We start from the raw sequence: 17,598 nt of genomic DNA, 5'->3' as shown, positions 1-17,598 counted from the left end.
TGGTCGTCAGTGGCCAAGATTGCAGGCTCTCGCCACTGCAAGGCAAGCCGTTTTAGAACAAGCCCATCTGGCCACCCACCAGGGTACTGAAGTCGTCGTTTACAAACGGCAGGATCGCATCCGCCACCGGTTGCAGTTGCCGGGTGACGTAGTGGTCGTAGTCGATCGGTGCCTGGCGCACTTCCAGCGGTTCGGGGCCGTTGACGCTGATCACGTAGCTGATCCAGCCACCGTTCTGGTACTGGCGCGGGCGACCCTGGCGGTCGTTGTATTCGTCGGCCAGCCGCGCGGCGCGCACGTGGGGCGGCACGTTGCGTTCGTAGTCGCCCAATTGCCGGCGCAGGCGTTTGCGGTAGATCAGCAATTCGTCGAGTTCACCGCTCAAGGTGCGACGTACGTAGTCGCGTACGTAGTCTTGATGAGGCTGGCGGTGGAAGATCCGCTGGTAGAGCTCCTGCTGGAATTGCCGGGCCAGGGGCGACCAGTCGCTGCGCACGGTTTCCAGGCCTTTGTAGATCATCTCTTCGCTGCCGTCGGCACGGGTGACCAGCCCGGCGTAGCGCTTCTTGCTGCCCTCCTCCGCGCCGCGAATGGTCGGCATCAGGAAGCGGCTGAAGTGGGTTTCGTATTGCAGTTCCAGGGCGCTTTGCAGGCCGAACTCATTCTGCAGGCGCTCACGCCACCAGGTGTTGACGTGCTGCACCAGGTCCAGGCCGATGCGCGTGGCGTCTTCCTGGGAGTGGGCGCTGCCGAGCCAGACGAAGGTGGAGTCGGTGTCGCCGTAGATCACTTCATAACCCCGGGCTTCAACCAGTTCGCGGGTCTGGCGCATGATTTGGTGGCCACGCAAGGTGATGGACGACGCCAGCCGAGTGTCGAAGAAGCGGCAACCGCTGGAACCGAGCACGCCGTAGAAGGCGTTCATGATGATCTTCAGTGCCTGTGACAGCGGCGCGTTGTGTTCGCGCTTGGCCACTTCGCGGCCTTCGGAAACCCGCGCGACAATCGACGGCAGGCAATGCCGGGTGCGGGAAAACCGCGCCCCGCGAAAGCCTTCCACTGACTCGCTGTCTTCGGGGTGACGCAGGCCTTCGATCAGGCCCACCGGGTCGATCAAAAAGCTGCGGATGATCGACGGGTAAAGGCTTTTGTAGTCGAGTACCAGAACGGATTCGTAGAGGCCCGGGCGCGAGTCCATGACAAACCCGCCGGGGCTGGCCTGGGGTGGTTTGTCTCCCAGGTTCGGCGCGACGAAACCCTGGCGGTGCATCAGCGGCATGTACAGGTGAGTGAAGGCTGCCACCGAACCACCGTTGCGGTCCGCTGGCAGGCCGGTGACGCTGGCGCGCTCCAGGAGGAATTTCAGCAGCTCGGTCTTCTCGAAAATCCGCGTGACCAGCTCGCAGTCCTTGAGGTTGTAGCGCGCCAGCGCGGGCTTGTCCTCGGCGAACATGCGGTTGATTTCGTCCATGCGCTGGTACGGCGTGGAGATCGATTTACCTTCGCCAAGCAAGGTCTGTGCGACGTTTTCCAGGCTGAAGGATTCGAAACTCCAGGTGGCCGAACGCAAGGCTTCGATGCCATCGATGATCAGCCGCCCGGCTGCCGCGGCGAAGTAGTGGTTGCGGCTGCCGTGTTCGCGCCAGCCCATGGCGTCGCCGCCACGGCCCAGCAGCAGCGGCACGTTCAAGCGTTGCGCATGCTCGTGCAGGACACGCAGGTCGAACTGCACCAGGTTCCAGCCGATGATCGCGTCGGGGTCATGGGTGGCGAGCCACTGGTTCAGGCGTTCGAGCAGTTCGGCGCGGGTGTCGCAGTAGTCGAGCTTGAAGTCCACTGCGTCAGTTTTGTTGGGCGGGCCAAGCATGTACACCTGGCGCTCGCCGCAACCTTCCAGGGCGATGGAATACAGGTCGCCCTGGGCGGTGGTCTCGATGTCCAGCGACACCAGCTTGAGTGGCGGGCGATAATCCGGCGCGGGTTTCATCTGCGCCTCCACCAGCATGCCGCCCTCGCCCGCCGTACCGCCAAACCACACCGGCGCGGTGATGAAGCGTTCCATCATGTAGCGATCGGGTGGGCGCACATCGCCTTCGTAGACGTCGATGCCGGCTTTGCGCAGGCGCTTTTCCAGTTCCATCAATTGGCGATGTTGTTTGGTGTAGAGGCCCAGCACCGGGCGATGGTGGAAGTCGCAGAGTGCCAGGTCGCGCAACTCGATACCGCGCTCGCCCTTGAGCTGCAGCTCGGCAGGATTGCGATGGGCCTGGGGGATGAACATCACGGAGGTCTGCACCGGCAAGCGCACAAACCTTGGGCCGTGATCGGTGGCCAGCCAGAAACTGACCTCCGTGCCCGCCGGGGTATCGCGCCAATGCCGGGTCAGGACAAACCCCTGCTGTAAATCCACCTTGCCACACCTCAAGAATCGCTTTCAGGGCGTGATTCTACTCGGCCTGTGACAAGGCGCGGCGATTTAACCGAAACGGCCTACACGCACGAAGACATCAATCTCACAAACTTGTTGCAGAACATTAATGACAATTACTATCATTCGCACCGGAGTCGTATCCGCGCAGCGAGGACGCGCAACGTTGTTGCCCTTTTCTTCACATTGACGGTTCGCCGTCAGGATCGACCATGCCCACCTCCAGCCGTTTTGCTGTGCCGTTTCGCCCGACCCTGCTCGCCCTTTGCTGTTCCCTGAGCCTCACCGCTCACGCCGCCACTCCAGAAACCACGCAGGATGCGAACAACAGTCAGGACGGCAAGGCTCTGGAATTGGGTGCTACTACCATCAGCGCCGACGCACCTACGCCCAACGCCCTGCCCCCGGTGTATGCCGGCGGCCAGGTCGCTCGCGGCGGGCAACTGGGGGTGCTGGGCAATCAGGACATCATGGACGTGCCCTTCAGCATGTCGTCCTATACCGAAAAACTGATTCGTGACCAGCAGGCCGAAAACGTCGGTGATGTGCTGCTCAACGACTCGTCCGTGCGCCAGGCGTCAGGCTATGCCAACCAGGCCCAGGCCTTTGTGATCCGTGGCCTGCCGCTGAACGGCGACGACATTTCGTTCAACGGTTTGTACGGCATCCTGCCGCGCCAGATCATGTCCACCGACGCCCTGGAACGGGTTGAAGTGTTCAAGGGCCCCAACGCCTTTATCAACGGCGTGACGCCCGGCGGCTCCGGGATTGGCGGCGGTGTGAACCTGCAACCCAAGCGCGCCGATGATGTTCCGTTGCGCCGCTTCAGCACCGACATCAGCAGCGATGGCCGGGTCGGCGAGCACCTGGATATCGGCCAGCGCTTTGGCGAAGACAATCGCTTCGGCGCGCGGGTGAATATCTCCCAGCGTGAGGGCGATACCGGGGTCGACGACGAGAGCCAGCGCTCGAAGCTGTTTGCGGTTGGCCTGGATTATCGCGGCGATGCACTGCGTTTGTCGGGGGATTTTGTCTACTCGAAACAGCAGATCAATGGCGGGCGCAACACCGTGCTGCTTGGCCAGAACCTGACCCATATCCCCAACGCACCTTCGGCCGACACCAACTACGCGCCGAGCTGGGGCACCAGCAGCCTGGAAGACACCTTCGGCATGTTGCGCGCCGAGTACGACCTCAACGACAACTGGACCGCTTATGTCGCCGGCGGTGCCAAGCACACCAACGAGATCGGCCGCTACTCGTCGGTCACATTGAACGACACCCTGGGCAATGCCACCGTCAGTGGCTCGCGCATCGCCCACCAGGAAGACAACACCAGCCTGATGGCAGGCTTGAACGGCAAGTTCCAGACCGGCCCGGTCAGCCACAAGCTGAACCTCGGGTTGACCGGGATCTGGGCCCAGACCCGCAATGCCTATGACTTCGACTTCACCGGCCACGCCAGCAATATCTATAACCCGGTGGACGTTGCCGAGCCGGTCAAAGGCAGCTTCGTGGGCGGCGACTTGAACGACCCGGGCATCACCGCCAAGACCTTCGCCCGCAGTGCGGCGGTCTCCGACACCCTGGGCTTTATGGATGATCGTTTGCTGGTGACCGCTGGTTTGCGTCGCCAGGAACTGGTGGTTCAGGGCTTCGCCTACGGCACGGGCACTCGCACCGCCGATTACGACAAGTCGATCACCACACCGGTGTACGGCCTGGTGTTCAAGCCGTGGGACCATGTGTCGTTCTATGCCAACCATATCGAAGGCCTGGCCCAGGGTCCGACCGCTCCCCAGACAGCCGGCACAGCCCCCATCAGCAACGCCGGCCAGGCCTACGCCCCGGCGCGTTCGAAACAGACCGAAGCCGGGGTCAAGGTCGACATGGGCACCTACGGTGCAACCCTGGGTGTGTACCGCATCGAGCAACCCACCGATGGCTACTCACAACTCAGCGCCGACGGTTTAAGCGCCACCTATGTTCGCCAGGGCGAGCAGGTCAACAAAGGCGTGGAGCTCAACGTGTTCGGCGAGCCTATCGCAGGGCTGCGCCTGTTGGGCGGTGCAACCATCATCCACACCGAAGTCAACGGCACCCAGAACGGCGCCAACGACGGCAACCGCGCCATCGGCGTACCTAGCTTCCAACTGAATGCTGGCGTGGACTGGGATGTACCGGGCCTGCAAGGCGTGACGGTTAACGGTCGGATGCTACGCACCGGCGGCCAATACGCCGACGCGGCCAACAACCTCAGCCTGCCCGCCTGGAACCGCTTCGATGTTGGCGCGCGCTACACCTTCAAGGTGAACCAGCGTGACGTCACCCTGGGTGCCACCGTGGAAAACGTCGCCAATACCAAGTACTGGGAATCGGCCCTCGGCGGTTACTTGACCCAAGGTGACCCGCGCGTGGCCAAGTTGTCGGCCAGCATCGACTTCTAACCCCAGGTTGGACACCGGGGTCACAACTGCGTAGTTTTTCCACCCACTGCGCACAAGGACCCCGGCATGTCCCCCGACCTCACTTCCATCGAGCTGTTCCTCAAGGCGGTCAAGCTGGGCAACCTGTCCCGGGCGGCCGAGCAATCCCATCTCTCCCTCTCTGCCGCCAGCCGACGCCTGTCGCTGCTGGAGCAGCACTTCAAGGTTGCCCTGCTGACCCGCACCTCCACCGGCGTTTCGCCGACGGCGGCCGGGGAAGTGTTGGCCCAGCATGCACAGTCGATCCTTCGGGCAGTGGACAGCATGCACGCCGACCTCGCCGACTACGCCAAGGGCGCCACCGGCCGGGTTTGCCTGTACGCCAACAGTTCGGCGATGAGCCAGGAACTGCCGCGCCAGCTGACCCAGTGGAACACGCTGCACCCGGGCATCCGCCTGGACATTCGCGAGGAGCGCAGCCGGGAAATTCTCCAGGCCGTGCGCGACGGCGTGGCAGATGTCGGCATTGTCACGACCCGGCCCAGCGAAGAGTTGCGCTTTGTACCTTACTGCCAGGACCGCCTGTGCCTGATCGTGCCCCATGATCATCCGTTGAAAATGCGCCATGCGCGCTTCGAGGATTTGCTCGGTTATGACTTCGTCGGGCTGGAAGACAACGCCGCCATCACGCCGTTGATTACCGAAGCCGCCGCCGCCATCGGCATGCCGTTGCGACTGCGGATGCAGGTGCGCAGTTTCGAAGCGGTGTGCCGCCTGATCGCTGCCGGCCAGGGCGTGGGCGTGCTGCCACAGGGCGCGGTGCAGATTTTCCGCAAGGAGATGGCCTTGCGCTTTATCGAAATCGATGACGCCTGGGCCGACCGCCAGATGTACCTGTGCATGCGCAAGGAACAGCCCTCGCTGACCAGCCTGGCGTTGTTCGACTACCTCAGCGCCAACCCTGCATAAACCTTCGGCCTTCGAATTTTGCGAAGGCCGATTCCACAATGAGCAATTCCCCTGCTGTAACAGCTGTGCCAAGAATGCCCCCGCCAGACCTTCCTATAAAAACAAGACAGGAGACACGGCGTGTCCGATTCCAACACCCGCCCCACCCACCGCATCGCCGTGATTCCCGGCGACGGCATCGGCCGCGAAGTGGTGCCCGAAGGCCTGCGGGTACTCGAGGCCGTCAGCCGGCGGTTCGGTATTCACTTTCACTTCGACCACTTTGCCTGGTGCAGCGAGCACTACCTGGCCCACGGCACGATGATGCCCGACGACTGGGCCGAGCAGATCGGAAGCCACGATGCGATCTTCTTCGGCGCGGTTGGCGCGCCGGACATCATCGCCGACCACACCGCTGTGTGGGAGTCGCTGCTGAAGATCCGCCGCCAGTTCGATCAATACGTGAATATCCGCCCGGTGCGCCTGATGCCTGGCGTGCCCTGCCCGTTGGCCGGCCGTGTGCCGGGTGACATCGACTTTATCGTGGTGCGGGAAAACACCGAAGGCGAATACTCCAGCGTCGGCGGAAGGATGTGGGAAGGCACCTCGCGGGAAATCGCAGTGCAGGAGTCGATTTTCTCCCGGGAAGGCGTGGACCGTGTGGTGGATTACGCCTTCAAACTGGCGCAACAGCGGCCCCGGAAAAACCTGGTGGCGGCGACCAAATCCAATGGCATCTCGATCACCATGCCGTTCTGGGACGAGAGGGTGAACGAGATCGCCCGGCGCTACCCGGACGTGAAGACGGCCAAGTTTCACATCGACATTCTGTGTGCGCACTTCGTGCAGCACCCCGACTGGTTCGATGTGGTGGTGGCCTCCAACCTGTTCGGCGACATCCTTTCCGACCTCGGCCCGGCGTGCACTGGCACCATCGGCATTGCGCCGTCGGCGAACCTGAATCCGCAGCGGCATTACCCTTCACTGTTCGAGCCGGTACACGGCTCGGCGCCGGACATCGCCGGGCTGGGCGTGGCCAATCCTATCGGGCAGATCTGGTCGGCCGCGCTGATGATCGAGCACTTGGGCGACGGTAATCCGCTTTACCAGGAAGCCGCAGCGGCGATCGTGTCCGCCATCGAAACCGTGCTTGCCGAAGGCCCGCGCACCCGGGAAATGGGCGGCAGCGCCAGCACCGTCGAAGTGGGCCGCGCCATCGCCGAATGCGTCGCAGGGAACAGGAGTTGAACATGACCAACGCACATTACATCGCCAACCAATGGCTGGCATCGACCTCGCTGGAAGACATTCCAGTGATCGACCCGAGCACCGGCGAAACCTACTCGAGCATCGCCCGTGGCACCGCCGCCGATATCGATGCGGCGATCCGCGCGGCGCGCCTGGCACTCGGGGAAACCTTCGATGGCCCGTGGGGCACGTTATCTGCCGTGCAGCGCAGCCGCCTGCTGGCGAAGCTCGGCGTGGCGGTGTTGGACCATCATGAAGAACTGGCGCAGATCGAAGCGCGGGACACCGGCAAGGCGCTGAAAGTCGCCCGCGCCGATGCCACTGCCCTCGCCCGCTACTTCGAGTACTACGCCGGTGCCGCCGACAAACTGCACGGCGAAACCCTGCCGTATCAGGCGGGCTACACCGTATTGACCGTACGCGAACCTCATGGCGTGACCGGGCATATCATCCCGTGGAATTACCCGATGCAGATTTTCGGGCGCAGCGTCGGCGCTTCGTTGGCGGCGGGCAATGCGTGTGTGGTCAAGCCGGCGGAAGATGCCAGCCTGTCGTTACTGCGCCTGGCGGAGATCGCTGCCGAGGTCGGCTTTCCGGCTGGCGCGATCAACGTGGTCACCGGTTACGGCTATGAAGCCGGCGCGGCGTTGTGCGCACACCCGGGCATCGATCACATCTCGTTTACCGGCTCCACTGCAACCGGCACAGCCGTGTCGAAAGCTGCTGCCGAACGCCACTGCCCGGTCACCCTGGAGCTGGGCGGCAAGTCGCCGCAACTGGTGTTCGCCGATGCCGACCTGGAGGAAGCTCTGCCGGTGCTGGTCAACGCCATCGTGCAGAACTGCGGGCAAACCTGCTCCGCCGGTAGCCGCTTGCTGGTGGAACGCAGCATCTACGAAAGCCTGCTCGCGCGCCTCAGCCAGCGTTTTTCCGAGTTGCGTGCCGGGCCTTCGGCGCTGGACCTGGACATGGGCCCGCTGATCAACCAGAAGCAGCAACGCCTGGTGCGGGAGTTTATTCGCGAGGCCGAGCAGGCCGGGATCACCGTCGCCGCACGCGGCACGGTGGTGGCCGAGGCCGGCAGCGGCGGGTATTTCCAGGAGGCGGTGCTGTTCCGCGACGTGCCGCCAGACAGCCGCCTGGCGCAACAGGAAGTCTTCGGCCCGGTGTTGGCCGTGATGCCTTTCGACGATGAAGCCGAAGCGATTCGCCTGGCCAACGGTACCGAGTTCGGCCTGGTGGCCGGCGTGTGGACCCGCGACGGCGCGCGGCAAATGCGCCTGGCGCGCACGCTGCGTTGTGGCCAGGTATTCATCAACAACTACGGAGCCGGTGGCGGCGTCGAACTGCCATTCGGCGGAGTGAAGGCCAGCGGTTATGGCCGGGAAAAAGGCTTCGAGGCGCTGCTGGGCTTTACCACCTTGAAGACCATTGCGATCAAACACGGTTGATTCCTCACAACAACAAGAACGGAGAACACACCATGCGTTTAGCCAATAAAGTCGCGATCGTCACCGGCGCCGGTTCGGGTTTTGGCGAGGGCATCGCCAAGACGTTTGCCCGCCAGGGCGCCAAGGTAATTGTTGCGGACATGAACGCCGTGGGCGGTCAGCGAGTGGTCAATGAGATTGCCGAAAGCGGCGGCCATGCGCACTTTATCGAGGTCAACGTGGCCAACGATGAAAGCATGGGCGCGCTGCTGCGCGGCACACTGGAGCAATTCGGTGGGCTGGACATCGTCATCAACAACGCCGGTACCACCCACCGTAACCGGCCGATGCTGGAGGTCGATGAGGCCGAGTTCGACCGGGTATTTGCGGTCAACGTCAAAAGCATCTTCTTGAGCGCCAAGCATTTTGTGCCGCACTTTCGCGGCCAGGGCGGCGGCGTGTTCGTCAACATTGCCTCGACGGCAGCGATCCGCCCACGCCCGGGACTGGTCTGGTATAACGGCAGCAAGGGCGCAGTGGTGGTCATGAGCAAGACCATGGCGGCAGAGTTGGGGCCGGACAATATCCGCGTCAACTGCGTGAATCCGGTAGTCGGTGCCACAGCATTGCTCAGCGAATTCATGGGCGTGCCGGACACCCCGGAAAACCGCCAGAAGTTCATGGCGACCATTCCCCTGGGGCGCTTTTCCACCCCGCAAGATGTGGCCAACGCCTGCCTGTACCTGGCGTCGGACGAAGCGGCGTTCATCACCGGCACCTGCCTGGAAGTCGATGGCGGGCGCTGCGTGTAACTCACTCTCACAGGGACCGGAATTGCTATGTGTGATCTTCATAATAAGAACGAGCCGAACACCCGGGAATTGCTTGAAGGCCTGCCAAAGAACTGGGGTAAATGGGGACCGGACGACGAAGTCGGTGCCCTCAATTACCTGACTGAAGCCGAAGTGCTGCGCGGCGTCGCCTCGGTACGCCAGGGTAAGACCTTTACCTTGCAAGTGCAGATCGGTCACCCCGACGGCGACCCGATGTGGCCGGCGCGCAACCCGTCGATGCGCTTCAACACCCTCGACCACAGCCATTACCACTTCGGCAAACAGCCGCACATGACCGGCGGCGCGGCGTACTCCGACGACGTGATCTTCATGCAACTGCAAGGCTCGACGCAGTACGACGCCCTCGGCCACGCCTGGTACGACAATCAACTGTGGAACGGCTACGACGCGCAGACCACCGTCGGCGGCATGGCCAAGGCCAGCGTGCTGGCCATCGCCGAACGCGGCGTGGTGGGCCGCGCCGTACTGATCGACATGGCCCGCCATCGCGGCAAGAAATGCCTGGGTCGCGGCGAAACCTTCAACCACCTGGACTTGCTCGACGCCGCCAAGGCCCAGGGCGTGACCATTGAAAAGCGCGACATCCTGATCATCCGCACCGGTTCCATGGGTGCGTTTTATGAGCTGGGCAAGACCGAGTTCTTCAAGGACCTGATGGAGCCAGGGCTGACCTACAGCCGCGAGCTGGTGGAGTGGTTCCATGAAATGGAAATCCCCAACCTGGTGACCGATACCATCGCCAACGAAGTGATCACCGACCCGGTGTCCGGGGTGCAGATTCCGCTGCATTGCGCGCTGATGCGCAACCTGGGAATCGCCTTTACCGAGATTGTGTTGCTGGAGGAACTGGCCGCCGATTGCGCGGATGACGGCCAGTGGAAGTTCCTCTACACCGCCGCCCCGTTGAAGATTGTCGGGGGCAGCGGCGCGCCGGTGAATCCGGTGGTGATCAAGTAGCCCGGAGGATCAGACCTGGCCCTTGTCCCACAGCCGGACTAACTCTCCAGGTGCTAGGTCTTCCGGCACCTGGAGCAGCAACCGGTCATCGCGATCATCCTGGCGAAAACGCACTTCGATTTGATAGAAGCGCTGGTCGCCCCTTCCTGACTCAGCCGAGGCCAGCGGCAGGCAACCATTGAGCAGCGTGAAGATCTGTTCGCGTTCATCCAGGTTGCACTGGGCGAACTCGATCTCTCGCGGCCGGCTCAGCATCGCGGTCACCCCGCCTTGGCGGGACAGACGCACCGTGGCATCGCTGCCCAAGGGTGGTAGCTGTTTCATCACATCCTCCTCATCCCGGACTCACGCCTACCCCGGCCCAGGCTTTCTCCACGGCCTTGGCCTGGGTCGCACCGAAACGTTCGCGGGCATGGGCGACGGTCAAGGCGGCAAAGCCTTGGAAGTCCGCATCGTTATCGAGTTTTTCATCGCACAGGGTGTCATACCAGATTTGCCCTGCCTGCTCCCAGGCCGAGCCGCCCAAGGCAGTCGCCGCCAGGTAAAACGCGCGGTTGGGGATCCCGGAGTTCAAGTGCACGCCACCGTTGTCATCCTGGGTGACGACGAAATCCCGCATATGCGCGGGCTGCGGGTCCTTGCCCAGCACGGGGTCGTCATAGGCGGTGCCGGGATGGGACATGGAGCGCAGGCCCTTGCCCTGAACCTTGTCGGTAAGCAAATCCGCGCCGATGAGCCAGTCCGCCTGCTCGGCCGTGTGCTTGAGTACGTATTGCCGGGTAAGTACGCCGAACACGTCGGAGATTGATTCGTTGAGCGCCCCGGACTGATTGCGGTAAACCAGGCCGGCTTCGCTCTCGATGATGCCGTGGGTCAGTTCATGGGCGACCACGTCCAGGGACCGGGTAAAGCGCTGGAACACCTCGCCGTCACCGTCGCCGAAGACCATTTGCGCGCCGTTCCAGAAGGCGTTGTCGTAGCCTTCCCCATAATGCACGGTGCCGACGAGGGCTAAACCACGATTGTCGATAGAATCGCGTCCGTAAACCTGCCAGAAAAAATCGTGGGTCGCGCCCAAGGCGTCATATGCCTCATCCACCGCCGCATCGCCGCTGGCCCGCTGCCCTTCGCCGCGCACCAGGTCACCGGGGAGCACCGTCAGGTGGCCGGCATCGTAGAGGTTGCGTTGCAACGCGCCGGCGATTGGCGCCACCGGAGCCGGGCCAGGCTTGCCCGGGTTGGGCAGCAACTGGCGAACGTGCGTCAGGGTATTCAGCGCTCGCGAACGCTGCCACTCGGAACCATGGTCGATCAGCCGATGGAGAATGTAGGGCGGGATAAATCCCGGGCATGAACCTTGACTGGGCATGGGCGTTCTCCTTGTCAGATAGCGGTCTGTATTGTTGTGATCGGGTTCCGCCCCAGAGGTTCGTTTTGATCGGCTGGCGAATTTGCATATCACCGGCTCATCACTAGACTCAAGGCTCCTCTTACATGGAAGTCTATTGAATGAACGTATTTCGCCCTCTTCGTCAGGCAATTACCCTGGCAACCTTGCTGTCTGCTGGTTTCCTGACGGCACATGCCGCCGATATCCCGCTGTCCAAGTCACTGGAAGCCGATGAGGTGACCACCAAGGTGCTGAAGGTGGATGCCGCCAGCCATCAGGTAGTACTCCAAGGCGCCGAAGGTCGTGAGGTGCATGTGCAGCTCAGCGAACAGGCCAAGGACCTGGGCAACCTCAAGGTCGGCGATCAGGTCAAGGTGCTGGTGACTCATTCGGTCGCGGCCGTGCTGGATACCGACATCGACAAGAGCGCCCCGGATGCCATCGAGAAGACTGGCGTATTGCGCGCGACCGCAGATAACCCGAACCCGGGCGGTGCTGCGTTCCGCCAGGTGCAGGTGCAGTTGAAGATCACCCACATCGACCTGAAAAAAAACCAGGTGACCCTGGAAAATCCAGCTGGCCAGAGCAAAGTGCTGACCGTGGAAAAACCGGAAATCCGCGCCGGCCTCAAAGACCTCAAGGTTGGCCAGAGCGTGCTGGTAACCTACACCGATACCCTGGAAATCAGCACCGCCCACGAGGGCTGATGATTGCGGCGTCCCATCCGCTCACGGCTGATGGGATTTCGCCAGGTAGTCTTCGATGTTGTTCATCTGATCGTCCCACCCTCGGGAGTTCTTCTTGTAGGCTTTCTGACGGCGAGCGCCGGGGATCGCGTCAAAACCTGACTCCACCACCCGCAACAAGATGCCCTCGGCGTGATCCTCAAGGGTGAACTCCACCAAGGTGGGCGTTTCGGTGTCGTAATCGACATCCTTGTCTACGGCGTAGGGATGCCAACTGAAAGAAAAGCGCGTTTGCGGCTCAAGGCGCTCGATTTTCGCCTTCCAGACCACATGCTCGTAACCGGGGTAAGTGATTTGGGCTTCAATGGCCCGGCCCTGGGCAAACTGCTTGCCCTTGAGAGCGATGCCAAACCAGCTGCCGAATTGCTCGGCATCGGTCAGTGCTTCCCAGACGCGTTGACGTGGAGCGTTGAGCAGGACTTTACGTTTGATTTCATTTGATTCGTGCATGAGACACCTCCTGTATTGACAGTAGGCGACATCGACCAATGCGCAACCTTTAAAAAAGGATGGGGCATGACCAGCGTCATGCCCTCGTGATCTCAGACGTGAGGGTCACCCGGAGCCTTGCTGGGCGTCGCGTATTGCGGCTTCAAATGGCCTTCCTGATCAAGCAGCCAGGCGTCCATGATCTGACGCACCACCGGGCCCGCCACCCGGCCACCAGCCTCGCCGTTTTCAATCATCACCGAAATCACGATCCGCGGGTGCTCCGCCGGGGCGAAGCCGACGAACAAGGCGTTATCGCGGTTGCGTTCCAGGGTCTTGAGACGGTTGTAACGCTCGCCCTGCTTGATGGCCACCACCTGTGCGGTACCACTCTTGCCGGCAATCCGGTATTGCGCGCCGGCTGCAGCCGCCCGGGCAATACCTCGTGGGTCGTGCATGACCAGTTGCATGCCGTGGTTGACCTGTTCCCAGTCGCGCGGGTCTTTGAGGACGACGTTAGGCATCGGATTTTCATCCACTGGCGCCACGCCATTGATGGTCTTGGCCAGGTGCGGGCGGTTCCACACGCCTTTGTTGGCGATCAACGCAGTGGCCTGGGCCAGTTGCAGCGGGGTGACCTGCATGTAGCCCTGGCCGATGCCGAGGATCACGGTTTCACCCGGGAACCACGGTTGGCGTCGGGTGGCGCGCTTCCAGGCCTGGGACGGCATCAAGCCGGCCGACTCTTCGAACATGTCGAGGGAGACTTTCTGCCCGAGGCCGAACTCGGCCAGGTAGTCGTGCAGGCGGTCGATGCCCAGCTTGTGGGCAAGGTCGTAGAAGTAGGTGTCGTTGGAGCGCATGATGGCCGCATCCATGTCCACCCAGCCGTCGCCGCTGTGGTTCCAGTTGCGGTATTTGTGATCGAAGTCCGGGAGTTGGTAATAGCCGGGGTCGAACACGCGGGTCTGGGCGGTGACCACACCGCTGTCGAGGCCGGCGATGGCCACTTCCGGCTTGATCGTCGAGCCCGGTGCGTAGAGCCCGCGCAGCACGCGGTTGAACAGCGGACGGTCGAGGGAGTCGTGAAGCGCTGCATATTCCTTGAAGCTGATACCGGTGACGAACAGGTTGGGGTCAAAACTCGGCTTGCTGACCATCGCCAGGACTTCGCCAGTTGCCGGATCGAGAGCGACTACCGAGCCACGACGGTCGCCGAGGGCTTCTTCGGCCGCTTCCTGGAGTTTGACGTCCAGGCTCAAAACGATGTTTTTGCCGGGGATCGGGTCGGTGTGCTTGAGCACTCGCAGGACGCGGCCCTGGGCATTGGTTTCAACTTCTTCATAGCCCACGTGGCCATGCAGCTCGGACTCGTAGAAACGTTCGATCCCGGTTTTACCGATGGACTGCGTGCCCCGGTATTCCACAGAGTCGAGGGCCTTGGATTCTTTTTCGTTGATCCGGCCTACGTAGCCAATGGAGTGGGCAAAGTGCGCACCCAGCGGGTAATGGCGGACAAATTGCGGCTCGACATCCACGCCCGGCAGGCGGAATTCGTTGACGGCCAGCACGGCGATCTGTTCTTCGGTCAGCTCGTAAAACAGCGTGACGGGTACAAAGGGATGACGCGCCTGCTTGAGCGCTTTATCAAATACGCCGCGGTCTTCGGCGGGCAGATGCAGGAGGCTGACGATGGCGTCCAGCTCACCCTTGAGATCAGTGGTGCGCTCGCGGGTGATCGTCAAGTTGTAGCTGGGGCGATTGTCGGCAAGTACTACGCCATTGCGGTCATAGATCAGACCGCGCGTCGGGGTAATCGGTAGGACGTGGACGCGATTGTTCTCGGAAATGGTGGAGTGATAGTCGTACTGCACCACCTGCAGGAAGTACATCCGGCCTACCAGTGCGCAGGTGATACCCACTACCAGCAGCGCGCAGGCCAACAGCCGCTTGTTGACCAGGCGGTTTTCTTTTTCGTGATCCTTGATCGGTATCGGTTCAGGCATTTCTACAGCATCTCGTTGAATAAGGTCGACGCCGCTTCCTGCGGAGGAGAAATCAGTCCTTGTGAAAATGTGCTGCACCATACCAAAAATGCAGAAACACTTTGCATCGATTTCCCTGAACGGTGTGCTTATGGAGCCGGTTCATGCACTTTGGTTTGGCTGGTTGACCTTATTCATACGTTTTCATGCTGAGGAATCAACTGAGGATCGATTTGGGTTCCAGGAAGGCTTCCAGGCCGAATGTGCCGTACTCGCGGCCAATGCCCGATTGTTTGAAGCCGCCAAACGGTGCGAGCGGCTCATGGGCGAGGGTATTGATCAGGACCCGCCCTGCGTCGATACGGCTGGCTAGCGTGCGGGCACGCTCGGGATTTGATGACAGGATGTACGCCTGGAGGCCGTAGGGCGTGTCGTTGGCGATGGCCAGTGCTTCTTCCTCGGTTGCGTAGGTAATGATCGATAGCACCGGACCGAAAATCTCCTCGCGGGCGATGGTCATTTGATTGGTCACGCGGCTGAATACGGTGGGTCTTACGAACCAGCCCGCCGTGATGCCTTCTGGCAGACCGGGGCCTCCCGCTAGCAGGTGAGCGCCCTCCTCGATCCCGATCTGAATGTAGCGCTGCACGCGCTCCCATTGTTTAAGGCTGACCATGGGACCCACGGCCGTGGATGGATCACGAGGATTACCGGCTTGTACTTTGGTTACTTCCTCGATCATCAGCGCTTCGATTTCAGCCAGGCGACTTTCAGGTACCAGGATTCGGGTGCCGGCGATGCAGGCCTGGCCGCTGTTCATGAAGCCTGCCTGGATAGCCATGGGCACGGCCACCTTGAGGTCCGCATCATCGAGAACCAACACCGGTGATTTGCCGCCCAGCTCCAGGGTGATGCGTTTCAGTGTCTCGGCTCCGGTACGCAGGACTGTTTTGCCGACAGCGGTCGAGCCGGTGAAGGACACTTTTGCGATGTCAGGATGGGAGCTCAACACGGTGCCTACGGTTTCGCCACGACCGGTGACGATGTTGAACACACCAGGCGGTAAACCCGCTTCATGGAGTGCGCGGGTGACTATAGAGGTCTGGATTGCGCTCATTTCGCTGGGTTTGATCACCGCGGTACAGCCGGCGGCCAGCGCAGCAGCGAGCTTGCCGCAGATAAAACCGGCGTTGCTGTTCCAGGGGGTGATCAACCCGGCCACACCCAAGGGCTGCATGACCACCTCGGCAATACCGATGCGTCGGGAGAAGTTGTATTTCTCGAGTACCGAGGCAGCATCCTGCAGGACGCTGGCCGCGTGCTTGGCCATCCATCGCGCACGTGAAACCGGGGCACCATACTCCTCGATAATCGCTTCGGTGAGTTCGTCCTCAATGGATTCAACGGCAGCATGCATGCGTTTTAGATAGCCGATGCGTACCTCTTTCGAGCTGTGGGAAAACTCGATAAACGCTTGCTTAGCGGCGGCGATGGCATCCAGGGCGTCCTGTTCATTTGCCAACCGAACCTGGCCGATACTCTGGCCCGTGGCGGGATTGAACAGGTCAAAAAGCTCTTCGCCATGGGGAGTTACAAAAGCGCCGTTGATATAGATCTGGTTGATGCGTTGCATAGGTCCTCCGGGACGCTGAGCTAGTGCGTCATACCGTAATTCACTATGATTGAGTTGATAAGCCGTACAAATCGGCATGAGTTGATGAGTGATCCAGGACAATGAACACATCCGGACTGAATGAACTGGAAGCCGTATTGGCAGTGGCGCGGCATCGAAGTTTTCGTGCGGCGGCGACTGAGTTGAATGTGTCGACGTCGGCGCTGAGTCACTCTATTGCAGGGCTTGAAGCGCGGATGGGGGTGAGGCTGTTCAATCGCACAACGCGCAGCGTGTCGTTATCTGAAGTGGGCGCAGAGTTTGTCGAGACAATTACGCCGGCACTGTTGAGCATCCGCACAGCCTTGGAACAGGCGGGAAATCGCAGCGCAGAACCCAGCGGTACCTTGCGCCTGAATACCTCGGCGGGTGCCGCAAAGCAGGTGATGCCGCTGCTGCTGGAATATCTGCGGCGTTATCCGCAGATGAAACTGGATATCGTCACTGAAGGGCGTCTGGTGGATATCGTTGCGCAGGGGTTTGATGCAGGGATTCGTCTGGGCGACACGGTTCCTCAAGACATGATCGCGGTCGATATCAGCCCGGCCCAGCGTTTTGCGGTATTGGGCAGCCCGGAGTATTTTGCCAATCACCCAGTCCCCGTCAGCCCCATAGATCTGCGGGCCCATCAGTGTATTCGCAGCCGAATGCCTAGCGGTGCGATCTACCACTGGGAGTTTGAGCGTCATGGCGAAGCAATTGCCGTAGAGGTGCAGGGGGTTTTGACCCTGGACAATCCGACGTTGATGCTTGAGGCAGCCAGGGCGGGGCTGGGCTTGACCTATCTTACGGAATGGAATGCAGCTGATGATTTGGCGAAAGGGGCGTTAGTGCGCGTACTGGAGGAATGGACACCGTCTTTTGACTGTTTTCGTCTCTATTATCCAGGTAGGCGTCATGTGCCGGCCGGGTTGAGGGCACTGATTGACTTGATCAGGGAGAAAGGATTTTAAACGGCATTTCGTTAAGTTTCCGACCGCCCAAAACAAAACCCCTGATTGCGTGAGCAATCAGGGGTTTCGGAATTTAATCTTGACGATGACCTACTCTCACATGGGGAAACCCCACACTACCATCGGCGATGC

The 17,598-nt window shown here is 61.3% G+C and carries 14 protein-coding genes; 8 read left to right on the top strand and 6 right to left on the bottom strand.

The window, feature by feature from the left end; translation table 11 throughout:
- Positions 1 to 52 precede the first annotated feature (52 nt).
- A complete protein-coding gene (locus tag HBJ59_RS30785; protein ID WP_167665726.1) occupies positions 53 to 2,410 on the bottom strand; it encodes a DNA polymerase II in 2,358 nt (785 codons plus the stop codon).
- A 230-nt stretch (positions 2,411 to 2,640) separates the two neighbouring features.
- Between HBJ59_RS30785 and HBJ59_RS30780 the strand changes: the two genes are divergently transcribed.
- The 6 genes from HBJ59_RS30780 to HBJ59_RS30755 all read left to right on the top strand — a co-directional run bounded on the left by HBJ59_RS30780 (position 2,641) and on the right by HBJ59_RS30755 (position 10,291).
- On the top strand, positions 2,641 to 4,875 hold the full coding sequence (locus HBJ59_RS30780) for a TonB-dependent siderophore receptor (protein ID WP_167665725.1): 2,235 nt from the start codon (positions 2,641 to 2,643) through the stop codon (positions 4,873 to 4,875).
- Between the two features lie 66 nt (positions 4,876 to 4,941).
- Positions 4,942 to 5,823: a LysR family transcriptional regulator gene (locus tag HBJ59_RS30775; RefSeq protein WP_167665724.1), complete on the top strand. Its 882-nt coding sequence runs from the start codon at positions 4,942 to 4,944 to the stop codon at positions 5,821 to 5,823.
- A gap of 120 nt (positions 5,824 to 5,943) precedes the next feature.
- Positions 5,944 to 7,050, top strand: a complete 1,107-nt coding sequence (locus HBJ59_RS30770; protein ID WP_167665723.1) for a tartrate dehydrogenase — start codon at positions 5,944 to 5,946, stop codon at positions 7,048 to 7,050.
- Positions 7,051 to 7,052: 2 nt separating this feature from the next.
- Positions 7,053 to 8,501, top strand: coding sequence for an aldehyde dehydrogenase family protein (locus HBJ59_RS30765; RefSeq protein WP_167665722.1), 1,449 nt, complete (start codon positions 7,053 to 7,055; stop codon positions 8,499 to 8,501).
- 32 nt (positions 8,502 to 8,533) lie between these two features.
- Positions 8,534 to 9,292, top strand: coding sequence for an SDR family oxidoreductase (locus HBJ59_RS30760; protein WP_008434578.1), 759 nt, complete (start codon positions 8,534 to 8,536; stop codon positions 9,290 to 9,292).
- Positions 9,293 to 9,319: 27 nt separating this feature from the next.
- Positions 9,320 to 10,291, top strand: coding sequence for a cyclase family protein (locus HBJ59_RS30755; protein ID WP_087695324.1), 972 nt, complete (start codon positions 9,320 to 9,322; stop codon positions 10,289 to 10,291).
- 9 nt (positions 10,292 to 10,300) lie between these two features.
- Here the strand turns inward: HBJ59_RS30755 and HBJ59_RS30750 are convergent, their stop codons facing one another.
- On the bottom strand, positions 10,301 to 10,615 hold the full coding sequence (locus HBJ59_RS30750) for a protealysin inhibitor emfourin (RefSeq protein ID WP_167665721.1): 315 nt from the start codon (positions 10,613 to 10,615) through the stop codon (positions 10,301 to 10,303).
- Positions 10,616 to 10,625: 10 nt separating this feature from the next.
- Positions 10,626 to 11,660 (bottom strand): M4 family metallopeptidase, encoded by a 1,035-nt coding sequence (locus HBJ59_RS30745; RefSeq protein WP_167665720.1) that lies wholly within the window; start codon positions 11,658 to 11,660, stop codon positions 10,626 to 10,628.
- A gap of 140 nt (positions 11,661 to 11,800) precedes the next feature.
- On the opposite strand from HBJ59_RS30745, the gene HBJ59_RS30740 reads away from it, so the two are divergent.
- Entirely contained in the window at positions 11,801 to 12,388 is a 588-nt protein-coding gene (locus HBJ59_RS30740; protein ID WP_076014336.1) for a hypothetical protein, read from the top strand.
- Positions 12,389 to 12,409: 21 nt separating this feature from the next.
- Here the strand turns inward: HBJ59_RS30740 and HBJ59_RS30735 are convergent, their stop codons facing one another.
- The 3 genes from HBJ59_RS30735 to HBJ59_RS30725 form a co-directional block, all read right to left on the bottom strand.
- Positions 12,410 to 12,877: an SRPBCC family protein gene (locus HBJ59_RS30735; protein ID WP_167665719.1), complete on the bottom strand. Its 468-nt coding sequence runs from the start codon at positions 12,875 to 12,877 to the stop codon at positions 12,410 to 12,412.
- 92 nt (positions 12,878 to 12,969) lie between these two features.
- The gene (mrdA, locus tag HBJ59_RS30730) at positions 12,970 to 14,862 is read right to left on the bottom strand and encodes a penicillin-binding protein 2 (RefSeq protein WP_076014338.1); all 1,893 of its coding nucleotides are present in this window, start codon (positions 14,860 to 14,862) and stop codon (positions 12,970 to 12,972) included.
- 196 nt (positions 14,863 to 15,058) lie between these two features.
- Positions 15,059 to 16,474: an aldehyde dehydrogenase family protein gene (locus HBJ59_RS30725; RefSeq protein ID WP_167665751.1), complete on the bottom strand. Its 1,416-nt coding sequence runs from the start codon at positions 16,472 to 16,474 to the stop codon at positions 15,059 to 15,061.
- Between the two features lie 101 nt (positions 16,475 to 16,575).
- Here HBJ59_RS30725 and HBJ59_RS30720 point away from each other — a divergent pair, with 101 nt between their 5' ends.
- Positions 16,576 to 17,466: a LysR family transcriptional regulator gene (locus HBJ59_RS30720; RefSeq protein ID WP_167665718.1), complete on the top strand. Its 891-nt coding sequence runs from the start codon at positions 16,576 to 16,578 to the stop codon at positions 17,464 to 17,466.
- The last annotated feature ends 132 nt before the right edge of the window (positions 17,467 to 17,598 follow it).

Origin of the sequence: Pseudomonas sp. AN3A02 (genome assembly GCF_011765255.1) — a bacterium.
In the GTDB taxonomy this organism is placed as follows: Bacteria; Pseudomonadota; Gammaproteobacteria; order Pseudomonadales; family Pseudomonadaceae; genus Aquipseudomonas.
The sequence above is the reverse complement of the archived record's forward strand: the minus strand, read 5'-3'. Positions and strand labels throughout refer to the sequence as shown.